Below are 17,474 nucleotides of genomic sequence, written 5' to 3'. Positions count from 1 at the left end.
GCCCAGATAGAGAGCCCGCTGATCTATCCCTCGATCACTGGGTCGGGGAATAGTTGCACCATAGGCTGATCTGGGCAGGCAACTGCTTAGCCCAAGCGCCGGATCGGCTGTCCAGCCGCCCAGGCCTGGATGTCCTCGATCATCTGGCTGTAGAACATCCGGTAGTTATTCTCGCTGACATAACCGATATGGGGAGTCGCCAGGACATTCTCCAGGGTACGCAATGGATGGTTGTTCGGCAGTGGTTCTTGTTCGTAGACATCCAGCGCGGCACCGGCCAGCTTGCCGTTTTCCAACGCATGGATCAGCGCCTGTTCGTCGACGATCGGCCCGCGAGCGGTGTTGATCAGCAAGGCGGACGGTTTCATCCAGCCCAGTGCCTGGACGTCCACCAGGCCACGGGAACGATCACTGAGCACCAGGTGAATGGACAACAGGTCGGCCTGTTCGAACAGCGCCTGTTTGCCGACATATTCCACACCTGATTCGGCGGCGCGTTCGGGCGTGAGGTTTTCGCTCCAGGCGATCACCCGCATGCCGAATGCCTGGCCGTAGCGAGCGACTTTCTGGCCGATGCTGCCCAAACCGAGAATGCCCAGGGTCTTGCCGTAGAGATCGCCGCCCAGCCCTTGCTGCCAGTCACCGGCGCGCAGGGCGTTGGCTTCTTTCAACAGGTTGCGGCTCAGGGCCATGATCAGCGCCCAGGTCAGTTCCGGAGCGGCATGCTTGTAGCTTTGCGTGCCGCAGACCGGGATACCCAGGGCCGTCGCGGCCTGGATATCCAGCGCGGCATTGCGCATGCCCCCGGTCACCAGCAGTTTCAGGCGCGGTAGCTGGCGCAGCAGGGTCTCGTCGAATGTGCTGCGCTCACGCATCACGCAGATCACATCGAAGCCTGCCAGGCGTTCGGCCATGATTTCGGTGGCGGCGGGGTAGTCGTGGAGAAAGCTCACCTGACCGATGACCTCCAGTACCGACCAGTCCACGACATCGCCCGCCACGCCTTGCCAGTCATCGATTACCGCAATCTGCAACGTCATTGCCTCTTTCCTCTTTATTGTTTGGCGGCCAGCCAGCCGAGCAGGGCCTTGTGGAAACGGGCCGGCTCTTCCATCTGAGGGGCATGGCCCAAGCCGGGGAATTCGACCAGTGTCGAGTGCGGGATCAGCTTGGTCACCTGCTTGCCGAGCACGTCATAGTGACCGAGGCGAGCCTTGACCTCCGGCGGCGCGATATCGCTGCCGATGGCCGTGGTGTCGGCGGTGCCGATCAGCAACAGGGTGGGCATCTTCAGGTCCTTGAACTCGTAGTACACCGGCTGGGTGAAGATCATGTCGTAGATCAGCGCCGAGTTCCAGGCCACCGCGACCTGCCCAGGGCCTTTGTTCAGGCCGGCGAGCATATCGACCCAGCGGTCGAACTCGGGTTTCCAGTGGCCGGCATAGTAGGTGTTGCGTTCGTAGTTGCGAATGCCCTCGGCAGTCAGCTTCAACTCGCGCTCGTTCCATTGGTCGACGGTGCGATAGGGCACGCCCAGGGCTTTCCAATCTTCCAGGCCGATGGGGTTGACCAGCGCCAGGCGCTCGACCTGCCGGGGGTAGAGCAATGCGTAGCGAGTGGCGAGCATGCCGCCGGTGGAGTGACCGAGAAGCACGGCCTTGTGAAGGCCGAGATTTTCCAGCAGGGCGTGAGTGTTGCTCGCCAATTGTTGGAACGTGTACTGGTAACTGTCGGGTTTGCTGGAGGTGCAGAAACCGATCTGGTCCGGGGCGATGACCCGGTAGCCGGCCGCGCTCAGAGCCTTGATCGACTCCTCCCAGGTGGCACCGCAGAAGTTCTTGCCGTGCATCAGCACCACGCTCTGACCATTGGCCGGCCCGCTGGGCTTGACGTCCATATAGCCCATCCGTAGAGCCTTGCCTTGAGACTGGAAGGCAAAGTGTTCGACCGGATAGGGATAGTCGAAACCTTGCAGTTCCTGACCGTAGGCCGGTCCTTCGGTGGCATGGGACAGCGCGGGCAATGAGGCAGCGAGGAACAGGCTGCCGAGGACAAGGGCGCGGGCATTCGACATAGGGAATCTCCAGAAGAAGTAGGCCGATACTGGTAGTTTACGATTAACCTTGGATTAAGGTGAGTAGGGTTAATTCATCATGTTAGATGCCTGCGATTTTAAGCTGAATGCGACCTTGGTTGTTTTTTGTTTTATCTTGTTTGATTTTATTTTGTGCGAATTTTCTTGCAATTCACAGTGCTATTTTCTCTAAATTTTTACTATATTTACACTATTTTTCATGGGTATAAGGTTTGTTTTTGCGAAATGATGGACACACGTCATATGATTATTTTTCGTTTGTGTGCGGTGAATCCATAGAGAATGTTTGGAAGGGGTGATGGCCCGGCCTGGATGAAGATTAATTTAGACATAAATGGCCGCGACGTTGAGCGGAGAGTAATACATTTACTGTCACTAATTTTATCGACAAGTCTGCTTATTATGTTCTTGATAGGTTTCCTTATCGATCAGGTAACGGTTTGCATGCGATGTACAGGTCGGCCAGCAAGGCGATGAGGTGGGATGGTCCGTGTCCGTTGAGGTTGTTCACGGGCGTGCCCGCGATTGCGCTATACCGCGTATCCGGCACGGGTTAGTCTTAGAGCCTGTCGTTTGCAGGGAGCCCTTATGGGCAATCACAAGATTCGGATTCGTCGCAGTAACGTCGAGAAGATTCTCCTGGCGGCCGAGAAGGTCTTTGCCGAAAAGGGCTTCGGTGGCACCGCCATGGCGGATATTGCCGAAGAGGTACAGTTGCCGCGCTCCAATTTGCACTATTACTTTAGCACCAAGAGCGAGCTCTATAACGCGGTACTCCTCGATCTGCTGGAGGTGTGGAAGCAGGATGCCCTGTGTTTCGAGATGTTCGACGATCCTCGGGTGGTACTGAGCAGCTATATTCGCGCCAAGATGAATCATTCGCGAACCCGGCCCCACGGCTCGAAAGTCTGGGCCAATGAAATCATCCATGGTGCGCCGGCCTTGGGTGAGACTCTCGATCTCGGCCTGTATGACTGGGCCAAGATGAAGGAGGCGAAGATTCGCCAGTGGGTGGAGGACGGTCGGATTCTGCCGGTGGAGCCGTTGAGCCTGCTGTACATGATCTGGGCCTCGACCCAGCACTATGCCGACTTCAGCCATCAGGTGGCGATTCTCAACGATCACCAGCCGCTGTCGGACCTGCAGTTCGAAAAGGCGGTGCAGACAGTGACCCAGGTCATCCTGCGAGGGATCGGGTTGGAGCCCTGATCCCCCGGTGCTCTGGTTAGCTGGCCTCCTGGATCCGATAGGGGTTGCGCGGATCGTGGTTCCAGTCGAGGAACGGTTTGTCGGTTGCCTGGGGCACCATCTCGATGCAGTCCGCTACCGGGCAGGTGATTTGGCACAGGTTGCAGCCCACACATTCTGCGTCGATCACTTCATAGCTGTGGCTGCCATCGGCCTGGCGCAGGCTGGCGATGGCCTGGTGCGAGGTGTCTTCGCAGGCGATATGGCAACGGCCGCAGCCGATACAGGCGTCCTGGTCGATCTTCGCGATGACCTGATAGTTGATGTCCAGGTACTTCCAGTCGGTGGTATTGCCGACCGCTTTGCCGGAAAACTGCTGCAAGCGGGTATAGCCCTGGCTGTCCATCCAGCGCGACAGACCGTCCTTCATCTCATCGACGATACGGAAGCCGTGGAGCATTGCCGCCGTACACACCTGCACCGCGCCGCAACCCAGGGCGACGAACTCAGCGGCATCGCGCCAACTGCCGATGCCACCGATGCCGCAGATCGGCAGGCCATGGGTCTGCGAGTCGCGGGCGATTTCCGCGACCATGTTCAGGGCGATGGGCTTGACCGCCGGGCCGCAGTAGCCGCCGTGGGTGCTCTGGCTGCCGACCATGGGCAGGGCAACCATGCGATCGAGATCGACGCTGGTGATGGAGTTGATGGTGTTGATCAGCGACACCGCGTCGGCCCCGCCGCGATGGGCGGCGCGGGCCGATAGGCGGATATCGGTGATGTTCGGGGTCAACTTGACGATCACCGGCAGCGAGCAGTAGGTCTTGCACCAGCGTGTGACCATCTCCACATACTCGGGAACCTGGCCGACCGCAGCGCCCATGCCGCGCTCGGGCATGCCATGGGGACAGCCGAAGTTCAGTTCGATGCCGTCCGCTCCGGTGGCTTCCACCAGGGGCAGGATGAATTTCCACGAGTCTTCCTCGCAAGGTACCATCAACGACACGATCAGCGCCCGGTCCGGCCAATCCTTCTTGACCTGGGTAATCTCCCGCAGGTTGACCTCCAGGGAGCGGTCGGTGATCAGTTCGATGTTGTTGATGCCCATCACTTCGCGGTTGGGTCCGAAGTGCGCCGAATAGCGCGAGGACACGTTGACCGCGGCGGGGTCTTCCCCCAGGGTTTTCCAGACCGCGCCGCCCCAGCCGGCCTCGAAGGCGCGGACCACGTTATAGGCCTTGTCGGTGGGCGGCGCGGAGGCCAGCCAGAACGGATTGGGAGCCTTGATGCCGGCGAAGACAATCGACAGATCGGCCATTTATGCAGCCTCCACATTGAGCAAGAGTTGGGCGTGGATGGCCTCGGCGGCCAGCTTGCCGTGTTGGACGGCCTGGACTGTGAGGTCCTGGCCGAGGCTGATGCAGTCGCCGCCAGCGTAGACGCCGGGCACACTGGTGCGCAGGTGCTCGTCAACTTCGATACGATCACCCACGCGGCGCAGTTCGCGGGCCAACGGATCGTCCAGGACCGTGTCATCGAAGGTCTGGCCGATGGCTTTGAAGATGGCGTCGGCGGCCAGTTCAAAGGTTGCGCCGGTGCTCTGCAAACGACCGTTTTCCAGGCGGGTACGGGCAAAGCGCATGCCGCGCACCTGACCCCGCTCGTTGAGCAGCACCGCTTGCGGTTGAGCCCAGGTCAGCAGGCGCACCTGATTGGCCTTGGCGATCGCCTGCTCATGGGCGGTAGCGCCCATGTCCTCCAGCCCACGGCGATACACCAGGTTGACGTCCTGGGCGCCAAGACGGGCCATCTGCACGGCCATGTCGATGGCGGTATTGCCGGCACCGAGCACGATGCAGCGGTTGGCCAGCGGCAGTTGGCTGAGGTCGCTGGCCTGGCGCAGTTCGCTGATGTACTCAGTGGCGGGCAGCAGGCCCGGTGCGTCTTCGTCGGTCAGCCCCAGTTGGCGGGTGGCGGCCAGACCGAGGCCGAGGAACACCGCGTCGAACTGTGAGTGCAGTTCGCTTAGGGACAGATTGCGACCCATTTTCTGTCCGTGGCGGATCTCGATGCCGCCGATCTGCAATAGAAACTCCAGTTCGTGCTGGGCGAAATCGTCCACCAGTTTGTATCTGGCGATCCCATATTCATTGAGGCCGCCGGCTTTTTCTCGCGCTTCGAAGATCACTACGTCATGACCGTGCATGGCCAGTCGATGGGCGCAGGACAAGCCGGCGGGACCGGCCCCGACCACGGCGATCCGCTTGCCGCTGGCGGCCGAGCGCTTGAACGGGTGTTCGCTGAAGTGCGCATTGTCGACGGCAAAGCGTTGCAACAGGCCGATCAGCACCGGCGCACATTCCTGGCTGTTGTTGCGCACACAGGCTTGCTGGCAGAGGACTTCGGTCGGGCAGACCCGCGCACAGCTGCCGCCGAGAATATTGGCCTCCAGAATCTTCTGCGCGGCGCCCTGGACATTGTCCTGATGAATATTGCGAATAAACGACGGGATATCGATGTCGCTGGGACAAGCGTTAACGCACGGAGCGTCGTAGCAATACAGGCAGCGCGATGCCTCCAGATGGGCCTGACGAGCGTTCAACGGCGGCGCCAGGTCGGTGAAATGGGCGGCGAGGGCAGCCGGGTTGTCACTGGGATGAGGAAGGTGGCTCAGGGTCTTGATCACGGTGAAGGCCTCACGGTTTTGTGCGAATTGCCTCTAGGCGGGCAGTGGTTTTATCTCTGGCGGATCGAGTAGCCCCTGCGTGGCGAGCTCTGTTAGTCAATTTTGGATGCCACAAGCCCCTGGCCTGCGGGTATCCGAATTTGAGCTAGCGAACGCACCGCACAGGCCGCCAGGCGTTCAGCGCTTGACGGCGGTCGGACGTTGCAGTTCGGCGCGCTTGCTCAACAGGTCAAACACCGCCGGGTAGGCCGGGCGCTCGATATAGCGTCCGGCACCGCGTTCGACCCGCAGCTCGCCATCGGCCCAGACCAACTTGCCTTGGCTGATGGTATGGCTGGGAATGCCGCGCACGGTCTTGCCTTCGAAGATATTGAAATCGACCTGCTGATGGTGCGTCTTGGCGGAGATCGTCCGGCTGCCTTGCGGGTCCCAGAGCACCAGATCGGCGTCAGCGCCGACGCGGATCGCCCCCTTGCGCGGAAACAGGTTGAAGATTTTCGCGGTGTTGGTCGAGGTCAGCGCCACGAAGTCCTGCATCGACAGGCGCCCGGTATTGACCCCTTCATCCCAGAGCACCGCCATACGGTCCTCTATCCCGGCGGTGCCGTTGGGGATCTTGCTGAAGTCGTCGCGCCCGACGGCTTTCTGTTCGGCGCAGAAGCAGCAATGGTCAGTCGCGGTGGTGTGCAGGTTGTTCGATTGCAGGCCACGCCACAGTGCTTCCTGATGGCCGCGTGGGCGGAACGGCGGGCTCATCACATACCCGGCGGCGGTCTGCCAGTCGGGATCGCGGTAGACACTGTCGTCGAGCAACAGGTGCCCGGCCAGTACTTCGCCATAGACCGGCTGACCCTTAGCGCGAGCGTAGGTGATTTCATCGAGGGCTTCGCGGGTTGACACATGCACCAGGTACAGCGGCGTACCGAGCGTTTCGGCGATGCGGATCGCGCGGCTGGCGGCTTCGCCTTCGACCTGCGATGGACGTGACAATGGGTGGGCTTCAGGCCCGCTGAAGCCTTGCGCCAGCAGTTTGCGCTGCAGGTGGTAGACCAACTCGCCGTTCTCGGCATGTACCGTGGGGATCGCGCCCAATTCCAGGCAGCGTTCGAAACTGGCCACCAGCGTATCGTCGGCCGCCATGATCGCGTTTTTGTAGGCCATGAAATGCTTGAAGCTGTTGATGCCGTGGTGACTCACCAGTTCGGCCATCTCCTCGCGGACCTGTTCGCTCCACCAGGTGATAGCGACATGAAAACCGTAGTCGGCGGCAGATTTCTCAGCCCAGCCGCGCCATTGGTGAAAGGCTTCCAGCAGGGATTGTTGAGGGTTGGGAATCACAAAGTCGATGATCGAGGTGGTACCCCCGGCAAGACCTGCCGCCGTGCCGCTGAAGAAATCCTCGCTGGCGACGGTGCCCATGAAGGGCAATTGCATATGGGTATGGGGATCGATGCCGCCTGGCATCAGGTATTGCCCGCTGCCATCGAGAACTTCACAACCTGACGGAACCTCAAGCGAGTTGCCGATGGCTTTGATCAAACCGTCGGCGCAGAGCACATCGGCGCGATAATTTTCTTCATGGGTAACGATGGTGGCACCACGGATCAATAGGGACATACCGAATTCCTCGCAGGCTTGACCGGCTGGTGCCGATTCTAGGTTTTGTACGGAAAGCGTGCTGAAGGGGAGTTCCAATCCTGTCAGCTGTGTCAGGATTAAAATTTAGTTGTTTGTTATGAAATGAGCAAGATTATTTTTTATAAGTTTATATTTAAAATAACTCGTTGAAAAATAAGAAATTAAATATTTTTATTAAAAATACACACGATTTTTTGCATTTTGACATGCTTGACAAGATTCAAATTTAAGCGAGATTTTATAGGGCAAATCAGTTGCTTGAGCAGGTGCCCGGCAACTGATGGCAAGTTGAGTCCCGATAGTACGCAGCATGCGTCTGCATTCAGCCTGAGTGCTTGAAGACAAGGCTGCCGGGGCTCACTGATAAATTTTATAAAGCTGAAAAAAATCAGCAAGTTGTAGCCGTTTTTAGGATTGGTCAGACGAGTTTTCGGAGAACCCGGCACGTTTATTGATTGCCGCCGACAACACGCTGACCGGTTTGTAGGTGTCGTAGGCTCGGCACGGGAACTTGCAGGCGTGGTGAGTTTTCCGCAGGCCTGTGTGCAGGCATGTTTTGCCCAGAATCTCCGGCCATCGTCTGGCGCGCGGTGTTTTCCGTCAGCCAGTCCGATGAGCGAATAATCAGAACAACAGTGGAGCGGCCAATGCAACAGAACCGATCGCAAGTGACTGAGCGTGCTGGCTTGTACGAGCTGGAAGCCGGCAACGACGTCCTCGACAGCCCCCGTTACAATCACGACATCGCCCCGACCAAGGTTCACGAACGCACCTGGAATCAATGGCATATCACCGCCTTGTGGATCGGCATGTCGATCTGCGTACCGACCTATACCCTGGGCGGTGTCCTCACCGCGTATTTCGGGTTGACAGTGGGCGAAGCGCTGCTGGCAATCCTGCTGGCCAATATCGTGGTGCTGATTCCCCTGACGCTCAATGCCTTCGCCGGCACCAAATACGGCATCCCGTTTCCGGTACTGCTGCGTTCGTCCTTCGGGGTGATCGGCTCCAACGTGCCGTGCCTGATCCGCGCATTGGTGGCTTGCGGCTGGTTTGGCATCCAGACCCTGTTCGGCGGGCTGGCGATCCACCTGTTTCTCGGCTCTATCTTCGAGGGATGGAAGTCCCTGGGCGGCACCGGCGAGGCGATCGGCTTCATGATCTTCTGGTGCCTGAATCTGTGGGTGGTGTTGCGTGGAGCGGAGTCGATCAAGTGGCTGGAAGTCCTCTCGGCACCGCTGCTGGTGTTGGTCGGCTTGGGTTTGTTGGTGTGGGCCTTGCCGCATATTTCCCTGACCGAGTTGCTCGCCCAGCCGCCCAAGCGGCCTGAAGGTGCCAGTGTCTACGGCTACTTCTTTGCCGGGCTGACGGCGATGGTCGGCTTCTGGGCCACCCTGTCGCTGAACATCCCCGATTTTAGTCGCTATGCCAAAAGCCAGAAGGACCAGATCGTCGGGCAGATTCTCGGTTTGCCGCTGACGATGTTCCTGTTCGCCGCTTTGGGTGTGGTAATGACGGCAGCCTCGGCATCGCTGGTGGGCCAGACGGTGTCCGATCCGGTCAGCCTGATCGGACATATCCAGAGTCCGGTCTGGGTGGCCCTGGCGATGGCCCTGATTATTATCGCCACCTTGGCCACCAACACGGCGGCGAACATCGTCTCGCCCACCAATGACTTCCAAAATATTGCTCCCAAGCTGATCAATCGCACCACGGCGGTCATGCTGACCGGTCTGGTGGGGTTGTTGCTGATGAGTCATGAGTTGCTGAAGAAGCTCGGCCTGTTGGTCTCCGATGTAAGCCTGGAGACGGTGTATTCCAACTGGCTGTTGGGCTATTCGAGCCTGCTTGGGCCGATTGCCGGGATCATGGTGGTGGACTATTTCATCATCAAGCAGCAGCGCCTGGATCTGGCTGGTCTGTACCGTGACGATGTCTACCCGGCGTGGAACTGGAACGGTTTCCTGGCCTTCGGCCTACCCGTGGTGTTGACGCTGATATCCCTGGGCAGCAGCGCGTTTAGCTGGTTCTACGACTATGGCTGGTTCACCGGCTCGACGCTGGGTGGCGTGTTGTATTACGGGCTGTGCCGGTTGGGCAGCGACAAGGCCGTGGTGGCCGCCAAGCCATTAGTCTGATATTGCCAAAAAAGGCGGCACGGAGCATCCAGGCCGACATTGCCCTGCTTGGCGCGGGAAAGATCGGTGTAACAGGAACTGTTTGAGGAGATCATCATGAACGCGTTGGCCCACGTTATGCAGTCCGACCATCAGCACATCAACAGTGAGCGCTTGTGGCATTCGCTCATGGAGCTTGCCCAGCTTGGCGCGACGGTCAAGGGCGGCGTCTGTCGTCTGGCCCTGACCGATCTCGATCGCCAGGCCCGGGATATTTTTGTCGGCTGGTGCAAGGACGCCGGCTGCACCGTGAGCGTTGATGCCGTGGGTAATATTTTTGCCCGTCGACCGGGGCGCAATCCATTGCTACCACCGGTGATGACCGGCAGCCACATCGATACCCAGCCCACCGGCGGCAAGTTCGACGGCTGCTTCGGCGTGTTGGCCGGAGTGGAGGTGTTGCGTACCCTCAATGACCTTGGCATCGAAACCGAGGCACCGCTGGAAGTGGTGGTGTGGACCAATGAGGAGGGCTCGCGGTTCGCCCCTTGCATGATGGGTTCAGGGGTGTTTGCGCAAGAGTTCAGCCTTGAAGAAACCCTGGCCAAGACCGATGCCGAGGGCGTCACCGTGGGCGAAGCCCTGAACGCCATCGGTTACGCCGGCCCGCGTGCGGCGAGCGGACACGCGGTGGGGGCTTATTTCGAGGCGCATATCGAACAGGGGCCGATCCTTGAGGATGAACGCAAGACCATTGGCGTGGTGCTGGGGGCGCTGGGCCAGAAGTGGTTCGACCTCAGGCTCAACGGCGTCGAGGCCCATGCCGGGCCGACCCCGATGCACCTGCGCAAAGATGCCTTGGTCGGCGCGGCGGCGGTGGTGGCGGCGGTCAATCGTGCGGCCCTCGGGCACCAACCTCATGCCTGCGGCACTGTCGGCTGCCTGCAGGCGTATCCAGGTTCGCGCAATGTGATCCCAGGGGAAGTGCGCATGACCCTGGACTTCCGGCACCTGGAGCCGGCACGTCTGGACTCGATGATTGCCGAGGTCAGGGAGGTCATCGATAACACGTGTAGCGAGCATGGGTTGAGCTTCGAACTGACGCCGACCGCGGATTTCCCGCCACTGTATTTCAACAAGGGTTGTGTCGAGGCAGTGCGTAATGCGGCCGAGGGGTTGGGGTTGTCCCATATGAATATCGTCAGTGGCGCGGGGCATGATGCGATCTTCCTGGCGAAACTGGGGCCGGCGGGGATGATTTTCGTGCCGTGCGAGGGCGGGATCAGTCACAACGAAATCGAGAATGCCGATCCCAAGGACCTGGCGGCGGGCTGCGCGGTATTGTTGCGAGCCATGCTGGCGGCGTCCGAAGCGATTGCCGGCGCCTGACGTTATTGCACCGGGTCCTGGGACGGGGTCTATTGTCTGGAGTCCGGTAGCAGTAGAAGCCACAAGCGCAACGAGTCCGATAGGCCTCAGGAGCTGACCCATGATCGACCATCTCGACCACTTGGTGCTAACCACCATCGATGCCGTGGCCGCCGAGGATTTCTACGTGCGGGTGCTGGGCATGCGCCTGGAAACCTTTGCCGGCGGGCGCAAGGCGTTTCGCTTCGGCCACCAGAAGATCAACCTGCATGTGCGTGGCCATGAGTTCGAGCCCAAGGCCCATCTGCCAGTGCCAGGGGCGCTGGACCTGTGCTTTATCGCCGCCATTCCCCTGGAACAGGTGATCGAACGGTTGCGCCAGGCCGACTGGCCGATCATCGAGGGGCCGGTAATGCGTACCGGAGCCAGTGCACCGATCCGCTCGGTGTATGTGCGCGATCCAGACCTGAACCTGATCGAGATTTCCGAGCTGGCCGCAGGCCTCGGGCTGGCCTCCTAACCCGGCTGGGCGGCGATTCCCGGCAAGGGGTCTGCCGGAGCAGCCGGGCCGAGCGACAAAAAAGTGGCTGGCGAAACCTCTGCGTCCACTCAGTGATCACTGGCCGACGGTGCCTCGCCGCCGATGTTGCTGGCGGTTTTCGTGCGCATCAGCGTCGCGGCGATACCGGCGCCCAGCGCGGAAAACAAGGCGCCCACCAGGAAGGCGGCTTGATAGCCTTCGTTGAGAGCCTCCAATGGCGATAACCCGGTGCTCAGGTGCAACTGGCTGCGCGCCTGAGCGAGACTGGCAAGCGCGGCGAGCCCCAATGCGCCACCCATCATGAAGGCGGTATTGACCACCCCGGACGCCAGGCCCGACTCGGACGGTGCGACATCGTTCATCGCCGCCAGCAGCAGTGGGTTGAACGCGATGCCAGCACCCAGTCCCAGCAGCAGCATGCCTGGCAGGATATCGTGCATGAAAGCGCCGTTCACGGGGGCTTGGGCGAACAGCAGCAGGCCGAGGGTCGCCAGTGCCAGGCCGGCTGCCAGAGGGCTACGGATGCCGAAGCGCATCACCAGCCTGGCCGAAATACCCAGGGAAAAAATCGCCATGATCAGGTTCGCGGGGAGGAAGGCCAGGCCGACTTGCAGCGGCGTGTAACCCAGCACCAGTTGCATATACAGCGCCGACAGGAAGAACCAGGCAAACATCGCTGCGGCCCAGAGCACGCTGACGATATTGGCGATGGCCAGGTTGCGCCGGCTAAACAGGCGCAACGGCATCAATGGTACCTTGACCCGAGTTTCGATCACCAGGAAGGCAATCAACAGGCCACCGGCCAGGCCCAGTTGCCAGATGGTGCGGGTGGAGCCCCAGCCCATTTCATTGCCATTGACGATGGCGTACACCGCCAGCATCAGCGAAGCCGTCACCGTCAGGGCACCGGCCACATCCAGATGGCGCGAAGGGTGCTCGTTGAGGGTTTTCGACAACAGGCGCAAGGACAACAGGATCACCGCTATGCCGATCGGCAGATTGACCAGGAAAATCCAGTGCCAGCTCAGGGCGCTGGTCAGCACCCCGCCGAGCAGCGCGCCCAGGCTACCGCCGCCGGCACAGACAAAACCGTAGACGCCCATGGCCTTGGCACGCTCGGCCGGCTCACTGAACAGGTCCATGATCAATGACAACGCCACGGCGGTGACTACCGCGGCGGCCAGGCCCTGGAAGGCGCGAGCCCAGACCAGCACGGCCTGGCTTTGGGCAATGCCACAGACCAGGGAGGCCAGGGTGAAGAAAGCGATACCCAGCAGGAACAGCCGGCGATGCCCGTACAGATCACCCAGGCGTCCGCCGAGCAACAGGAAGCCGCCGAAGGTCAGCATATAGGCGTTCACCACCCAGGCCAGGGCGGTTTCGGAGAACCCCAGGTCGGTCTTGATCGATGGCAGGGCAACGTTGACGATGGTGGTGTCGAGCACAATCATCAGGACCCCGAGGCACAACACCATCAGGGCGAGCCAGCGTTGTCGGCAATCGTGGGGAGAGATGTCGGGGGTGGCCATGGTGTTCTCTCACAGGGCAGGCGCGAGAGTGTAGGCTTGCCTGGCGGTTGGGCTCAATGAACAGAGTGTAGTGAGGTTGTGACGGATTGTTGCGCAGGTCTGTAGGCAATGCCCAAAGGCGTTACGGGGTTGGTCTTTCGATCACGCCGCGATATCTCATTGCGGGCAATCTGATCGTTCCCACGCTCCAGCGCGAGAACGATCAGTGACAGGATTACCGGGAGAGCAGGGCTTCGAGTTTCTCCTGGTCACGGGCGAATTGGCGAATGCCCTCGGCCAGTTTCTCGGTGGCCATGGCGTCTTCATTGGAGGCCCAGCGAAATTGCGCCTCGGTCAGCTTCAGCCGAGCTTCGCCAGCATGGCCCGGAGCCAACTTGCGGGCCAAGGTACCTGAGTCCTGGGCCAACTTTTCCAGCAGGTCCGGGCTGATGGTCAGGCGGTCGCAACCGGCCAACTGCTCGATCTGGTTGATATTGCGGAAGCTGGCGCCCATGACCACCGTCTGGTAGTCATTGGCCTTGTAGTAGTTGTAGATGCGGGTCACCGACTGCACGCCCGGATCGTCGGCGCCGGTGTATTCGTTGCCCGTGGACTTCTTGTACCAGTCGTAGATGCGCCCCACGAACGGCGAGATCAGAAACACCCCGGCGTCGGCGCAGGCAGCCGCCTGGGCGAAGGAGAACAGCAGGGTCAGGTTAGTCTGGATACCCGCCTTTTCCAGCTTCTCGGCGGCACGGATGCCTTCCCAGGTGGACGCCAGCTTGATCAGCACGCGGTCACGTCCGACGCCGGCCTTGTCATACAGCTCGATCAACTGGTTGGCCTTGCTCAACAGCGCCGCTTCGTCGAACGACAGGCGGGCATCGACCTCGGTGGAGATACGTCCCGGAATCGCCTTGAGAATGCCACCGCCGACCGCTACGGCAAAGTGGTCGCAGGCCAGGCCGACATCGCCCTTGGCATGGGCCACGGCGCTTTTCAGCAACTCGGCGTAGCCTGGCAGCGCGGCAGCCTTGAGCAGCAGTGACGGGTTGGTGGTGGCGTCGACCGGCTTGAGGCGAGTAATGGCGTCGAGGTCGCCGGTGTCCGCGACCACGGTGGTGAACTGCTTGAGTTGTTCCAGCTTCGAAGTCATGAGCGTCTCTGTCGGGAAGGGCGTGGGTCAATGCACTGATTGAGTGCCTGTAGCGTAAAAAGTTCGGTCGGAGGAATAACCCAAGAATGCCGCCGAACGCGAGTGTTGTGCAACCCAAAAACGCGGGGCAATTCAGGCTTCGGGCGGTGGCATCAAGGTCGCGATCAGGGCGCGAATGGTGCCAGGCAGGGCCTCCAGCTCTCGCACCAGGATGCTGCGTTCGCGAATCGCCCAGGGTTCGTCGAGGGCTACTGTTATCAGTTGCATGGTCCGGCTGTGACGCAGGGCGGCGGATTCGGGAATGATGCCGATGCCCACGCCGGCCTCGACCATCCGGCAGATAGCTTCGAAGCTGGAGACCTGGATCCGCAGCGACAGGGATTTGCCCAGTCGCTCGACCTGTTCGCGCAGGAAACTCAGGAGGGTGCTGCCTTCGTGTAGGCCGATATGCTGGTAGGCCAGGGTGTTTTTCAGTGTTACCGATTGTCGGCTCGCCAGCGGATGATCCACCGGCACGATCAGTACCAGGCGGTCGGTGCTGAAGTGCATCACCTGCAAGCCGCTGGCCTCCACCGGGCCGGCGATGATGCCCATGTCACTCGTGCCGTCGAGCACACCGCGAACGATATCGCGCGACAAGCGTTCCTGTAAGTCCACCGTCACACCAGGACGCTTCGAGAGGAACCCGGCGAGCACTTCCGGAAGAAACTCAGTGACCGCCGTGGTGTTGGCGAAGATGCGGATATGCCCGGCAGAATCGCCGCCATAGCGGGTGAACTCGCCTTTCAGGTAGTCGACCTGGCGCATGATCAACCGCGCATGCTGCAGCAGACGCTGGCCGGCCGGGGTAACTTCGACGCCGCGGCTGTCGCGGTACAGCAGGCGTGTGTCGAGCTGTGCCTCCAGCGCTTTGATCCGCGCACTGGCGGCTGCCGGCGAGAGAAAGGCGCGCTTGGCGCCCTGGGTCAGACTCGGCGATTCGGCGATATGAATGAAGAGACGCAAATCCGCCAGATCGAAATGCATGGACCTTTCCTAATCAACGGCTGAGCGTTCAGCATAACTGAACGCCGGCTTATTGAAATGTAAATTCTCGGAACGGCGATCAACTTGCATCATCGGCACACAACGACAATCGGCAAGGGGAAACCTTCCAATGAGTGTGACGGATCTGAGTGCCTGGTTGGGACGAACCGAAGAGGCCCACGACCAACTGAGTCACAACCTGCTCAAGCGCATTGCCGCGACCTTTGGAGAAACCGTGCCCTCCCACGGCGAGGCCCTGCCGCCGCTCTGGCAATGGTGTTTTTTCCAGGACCCACTCGTCGAGAGCCAATTGGGCGGCGACGGCCACCCGGCCCGTGGCAGTTTCCTGCCGCCGGCAGACAAGCGCAATCGCATGTGGGCGGGCGGTCGCCTGACGTTCTTCCACGGCCTGCGCGCTGGTCACGATGCCACACGGGTCTCGACCATCACCCGGATCGAGGAAAAACAGGGGCGCACCGGTTCGCTGCTGTTCGTCACCGTGCAACATGAGTATTCCCAGGATGGCCGTCTGGCGATCCGCGAGGAACAGGACATCGTCTACCGTGAACCCACGCCGCCCAAGCAGAACAGCGGCCAGGCTCTGGTCGCGGGCGATTGGCGCGAAGTCGTCGAGCCGACGCCAACCCTGCTGTTTCGCTACAGCGCCGTGACCTTCAATGGCCATCGTATCCATTACGACTACCCCTACGTCACCGAAATCGAAGGTTATCCGGGTTTGGTGGTACACGGACCGATGATTGCCACCCTGAACCTGCGGGCCTTCTGCCGGGCCCATCCCGGCGCCGCCCTGCGGCGCTTTTCCTATCGCGGCCTGCGTCCCCTGATTGCTCCGCACCCCTTTGAAGTCGGCGGGCGGATCGTCAGCCCCGGCATCGCCGAACTCTGGGCAGGCAATGCGGGCGGTATCGCCCAGCACGCCGAAGTGCACTTCGACTAACAAGAAAAAGGCCATTCATCGATGAATCCGAATCACAACGAAGAACTTAATGCCATCCGCGAAGGCGTGCGCGCCCTGTGCGCCGAATTCGATGCTGCCTACTGGCGCAAGGTCGACGAGGAAAAGGGCTTCCCCGAAGCCTTCGTCAAGGCTCTGACCGATGCCGGCTGGCTGGCGGCGATGATCCCGAGCGAATACGGCGGCTCCGGTCTCGGTCTGGCCGAGGCCTCGGTGATCCTCGAAGAAGTCAACCACTGCGGTGGCAACTCCGGCACCGTGCACGGCCAGATGTACAACATGTTCACCCTGTTGCGCCACGGCAGCGATGCGCAGAAAAGCTTCTACCTGCCGAAGCTGGCCAGCGGCGAACTGCGCCTGCAATCGATGGGCGTGACCGAGCCGACCACGGGCACCGACACCACCAAAATCAAGACCACCGCCATCAGGCACGGTGACAAGTATGTGATCAATGGGCAGAAGGTATGGATCTCGCGGATCCAGCACTCCGACCTGATGATCCTGCTGGCCCGCACCACGCCCCTGGCCGAGGTCAAGAAAAAATCCGAAGGCATGTCGATCTTCCTCGTCGATCTGCGCGAGGCCATCGGCAACGGCATGACCGTGCAGCCGATCGCCAATATGGTCAACCACGAAACCAACGAGCTGTTCTTCGACAACCTCGAACTGCCGGCCGACAGCCTGATCGGCGAAGAGGGCAAGGGTTTCAAGTACATCCTCGACGGCCTCAACGCCGAGCGCACGCTGATTGCCGCCGAATGCATCGGCGACGGTCGCTGGTTTGTCGAAAAGGCCAGCGCCTATGCCCGTGACCGTGTGGTGTTTGGCCGGCCCATCGGCCAGAACCAGGGTGTGCAGTTCCCGATTGCCGAGGCACATATCGAGATCGAAGCTGCCGACCTGATGCGCTGGCGCGCCTGCGAGGAATACGACTCGGGCCAGAACGCCGGGGCCAGTGCCAACATGGCCAAGTACCTGGCGGCCAAGGCCTCCTGGGAGGCGGCCAATGCCTGCTTGCAGACCCATGGCGGTTTCGGTTTCGCCTGCGAGTACGACGTTGAGCGCAAGTTTCGCGAGACCCGCCTGTATCAGGTCGCGCCGATCTCTACCAACCTGATTCTGTCCTATGTGGCCGAGCACTTGCTCGAACTGCCACGCAGCTTCTGAGGAGTACC

General features: G+C 60.6%; 14 protein-coding genes. 6 read left to right on the top strand and 8 right to left on the bottom strand.

What is annotated here, in order from left to right; translation table 11 throughout:
* Nucleotides 1-86: 86 nt before the first annotated feature.
* Both BMX68_RS11430 and BMX68_RS11425 read right to left on the bottom strand, forming a co-directional pair.
* The gene (locus BMX68_RS11430) at nucleotides 87-1,040 is read right to left on the bottom strand and encodes a D-2-hydroxyacid dehydrogenase family protein (protein WP_017131225.1); all 954 of its coding nucleotides are present in this window, start codon (nucleotides 1,038-1,040) and stop codon (nucleotides 87-89) included.
* Nucleotides 1,041-1,054: 14 nt separating this feature from the next.
* On the bottom strand, nucleotides 1,055-2,074 hold the full coding sequence (locus tag BMX68_RS11425; RefSeq protein WP_074862195.1) for an alpha/beta fold hydrolase: 1,020 nt from the start codon (nucleotides 2,072-2,074) through the stop codon (nucleotides 1,055-1,057).
* A 609-nt stretch (nucleotides 2,075-2,683) separates the two neighbouring features.
* On the opposite strand from BMX68_RS11425, the gene BMX68_RS11420 reads away from it, so the two are divergent.
* Nucleotides 2,684-3,304: a TetR/AcrR family transcriptional regulator gene (locus BMX68_RS11420; RefSeq protein WP_017131226.1), complete on the top strand. Its 621-nt coding sequence runs from the start codon at nucleotides 2,684-2,686 to the stop codon at nucleotides 3,302-3,304.
* A 16-nt stretch (nucleotides 3,305-3,320) separates the two neighbouring features.
* Here the strand turns inward: BMX68_RS11420 and preA are convergent, their stop codons facing one another.
* From preA to hydA, 3 genes are all read right to left on the bottom strand, one after another.
* Nucleotides 3,321-4,601, bottom strand: coding sequence for an NAD-dependent dihydropyrimidine dehydrogenase subunit PreA (preA, locus tag BMX68_RS11415; protein ID WP_017131227.1), 1,281 nt, complete (start codon nucleotides 4,599-4,601; stop codon nucleotides 3,321-3,323).
* Nucleotides 4,602-5,969, bottom strand: a complete 1,368-nt coding sequence (locus BMX68_RS11410) for an NAD(P)-dependent oxidoreductase (RefSeq protein WP_017131228.1) — start codon at nucleotides 5,967-5,969, stop codon at nucleotides 4,602-4,604.
* Nucleotides 5,970-6,146: 177 nt separating this feature from the next.
* Nucleotides 6,147-7,586 (bottom strand): dihydropyrimidinase, encoded by a 1,440-nt coding sequence (hydA, locus tag BMX68_RS11405; protein ID WP_017131229.1) that lies wholly within the window; start codon nucleotides 7,584-7,586, stop codon nucleotides 6,147-6,149.
* A 668-nt stretch (nucleotides 7,587-8,254) separates the two neighbouring features.
* Here hydA and BMX68_RS11400 point away from each other — a divergent pair.
* The 3 genes from BMX68_RS11400 to BMX68_RS11390 all read left to right on the top strand — a co-directional run bounded on the left by BMX68_RS11400 (nucleotide 8,255) and on the right by BMX68_RS11390 (nucleotide 11,612).
* Nucleotides 8,255-9,745: an NCS1 family nucleobase:cation symporter-1 gene (locus BMX68_RS11400; RefSeq protein ID WP_017131230.1), complete on the top strand. Its 1,491-nt coding sequence runs from the start codon at nucleotides 8,255-8,257 to the stop codon at nucleotides 9,743-9,745.
* A gap of 96 nt (nucleotides 9,746-9,841) precedes the next feature.
* Nucleotides 9,842-11,113 (top strand): Zn-dependent hydrolase, encoded by a 1,272-nt coding sequence (locus BMX68_RS11395; protein WP_017131231.1) that lies wholly within the window; start codon nucleotides 9,842-9,844, stop codon nucleotides 11,111-11,113.
* 100 nt (nucleotides 11,114-11,213) lie between these two features.
* Nucleotides 11,214-11,612 (top strand): VOC family protein, encoded by a 399-nt coding sequence (locus BMX68_RS11390; protein WP_017131232.1) that lies wholly within the window; start codon nucleotides 11,214-11,216, stop codon nucleotides 11,610-11,612.
* A gap of 89 nt (nucleotides 11,613-11,701) precedes the next feature.
* Here BMX68_RS11390 and BMX68_RS11385 read toward each other — a convergent pair whose 3' ends face one another.
* The 3 genes from BMX68_RS11385 to BMX68_RS11375 all read right to left on the bottom strand — a co-directional run bounded on the left by BMX68_RS11385 (nucleotide 11,702) and on the right by BMX68_RS11375 (nucleotide 15,323).
* Nucleotides 11,702-13,162, bottom strand: a complete 1,461-nt coding sequence (locus tag BMX68_RS11385) for a DHA2 family efflux MFS transporter permease subunit (RefSeq protein ID WP_017131233.1) — start codon at nucleotides 13,160-13,162, stop codon at nucleotides 11,702-11,704.
* 214 nt (nucleotides 13,163-13,376) lie between these two features.
* Nucleotides 13,377-14,297 carry a transaldolase gene (gene tal, locus BMX68_RS11380; RefSeq protein ID WP_017131234.1) on the bottom strand — a complete coding sequence of 307 codons (921 nt, stop codon included), beginning with the start codon at nucleotides 14,295-14,297 and terminating at the stop codon, nucleotides 13,377-13,379.
* A 132-nt stretch (nucleotides 14,298-14,429) separates the two neighbouring features.
* Nucleotides 14,430-15,323, bottom strand: a complete 894-nt coding sequence (locus BMX68_RS11375) for a LysR family transcriptional regulator (RefSeq protein WP_017131235.1) — start codon at nucleotides 15,321-15,323, stop codon at nucleotides 14,430-14,432.
* A 130-nt stretch (nucleotides 15,324-15,453) separates the two neighbouring features.
* On the opposite strand from BMX68_RS11375, the gene BMX68_RS11370 reads away from it, so the two are divergent.
* On the top strand, nucleotides 15,454-16,281 hold the full coding sequence (locus tag BMX68_RS11370; RefSeq protein WP_017131236.1) for an HTD2 family dehydratase: 828 nt from the start codon (nucleotides 15,454-15,456) through the stop codon (nucleotides 16,279-16,281).
* 21 nt (nucleotides 16,282-16,302) lie between these two features.
* Nucleotides 16,303-17,466, top strand: a complete 1,164-nt coding sequence (locus BMX68_RS11365; RefSeq protein WP_017131237.1) for an acyl-CoA dehydrogenase family protein — start codon at nucleotides 16,303-16,305, stop codon at nucleotides 17,464-17,466.
* Nucleotides 17,467-17,474 lie beyond the last annotated feature (8 nt).

The sequence above is a fragment of the Pseudomonas agarici genome, assembly GCF_900109755.1.
In the GTDB taxonomy this organism is placed as follows: domain Bacteria; phylum Pseudomonadota; class Gammaproteobacteria; order Pseudomonadales; family Pseudomonadaceae; genus Aquipseudomonas; species Aquipseudomonas agarici.
Note: the sequence above shows the minus strand (reverse complement) of the source record. Positions and strands in the feature narration are given on the sequence as shown.

Coding starts and splice junctions, on each gene's coding strand:
- BMX68_RS11430 (WP_017131225.1), bottom strand. CDS start 1,040: ATGACGTTGCAGATTGCGGTAATCGATGACTGGCAAGGCGTGGCGGGC.
- BMX68_RS11425 (WP_074862195.1), bottom strand. CDS start 2,074: ATGTCGAATGCCCGCGCCCTTGTCCTCGGCAGCCTGTTCCTCGCTGCC.
- BMX68_RS11420 (WP_017131226.1), top strand. CDS start 2,684: ATGGGCAATCACAAGATTCGGATTCGTCGCAGTAACGTCGAGAAGATT.
- preA (WP_017131227.1), bottom strand. CDS start 4,601: ATGGCCGATCTGTCGATTGTCTTCGCCGGCATCAAGGCTCCCAATCCG.
- hydA (WP_017131229.1), bottom strand. CDS start 7,586: ATGTCCCTATTGATCCGTGGTGCCACCATCGTTACCCATGAAGAAAAT.
- BMX68_RS11400 (WP_017131230.1), top strand. CDS start 8,255: ATGCAACAGAACCGATCGCAAGTGACTGAGCGTGCTGGCTTGTACGAG.
- BMX68_RS11395 (WP_017131231.1), top strand. CDS start 9,842: ATGAACGCGTTGGCCCACGTTATGCAGTCCGACCATCAGCACATCAAC.
- BMX68_RS11390 (WP_017131232.1), top strand. CDS start 11,214: ATGATCGACCATCTCGACCACTTGGTGCTAACCACCATCGATGCCGTG.
- BMX68_RS11385 (WP_017131233.1), bottom strand. CDS start 13,162: ATGGCCACCCCCGACATCTCTCCCCACGATTGCCGACAACGCTGGCTC.
- tal (WP_017131234.1), bottom strand. CDS start 14,297: ATGACTTCGAAGCTGGAACAACTCAAGCAGTTCACCACCGTGGTCGCG.
- BMX68_RS11375 (WP_017131235.1), bottom strand. CDS start 15,323: ATGCATTTCGATCTGGCGGATTTGCGTCTCTTCATTCATATCGCCGAA.
- BMX68_RS11370 (WP_017131236.1), top strand. CDS start 15,454: ATGAGTGTGACGGATCTGAGTGCCTGGTTGGGACGAACCGAAGAGGCC.
- BMX68_RS11365 (WP_017131237.1), top strand. CDS start 16,303: ATGAATCCGAATCACAACGAAGAACTTAATGCCATCCGCGAAGGCGTG.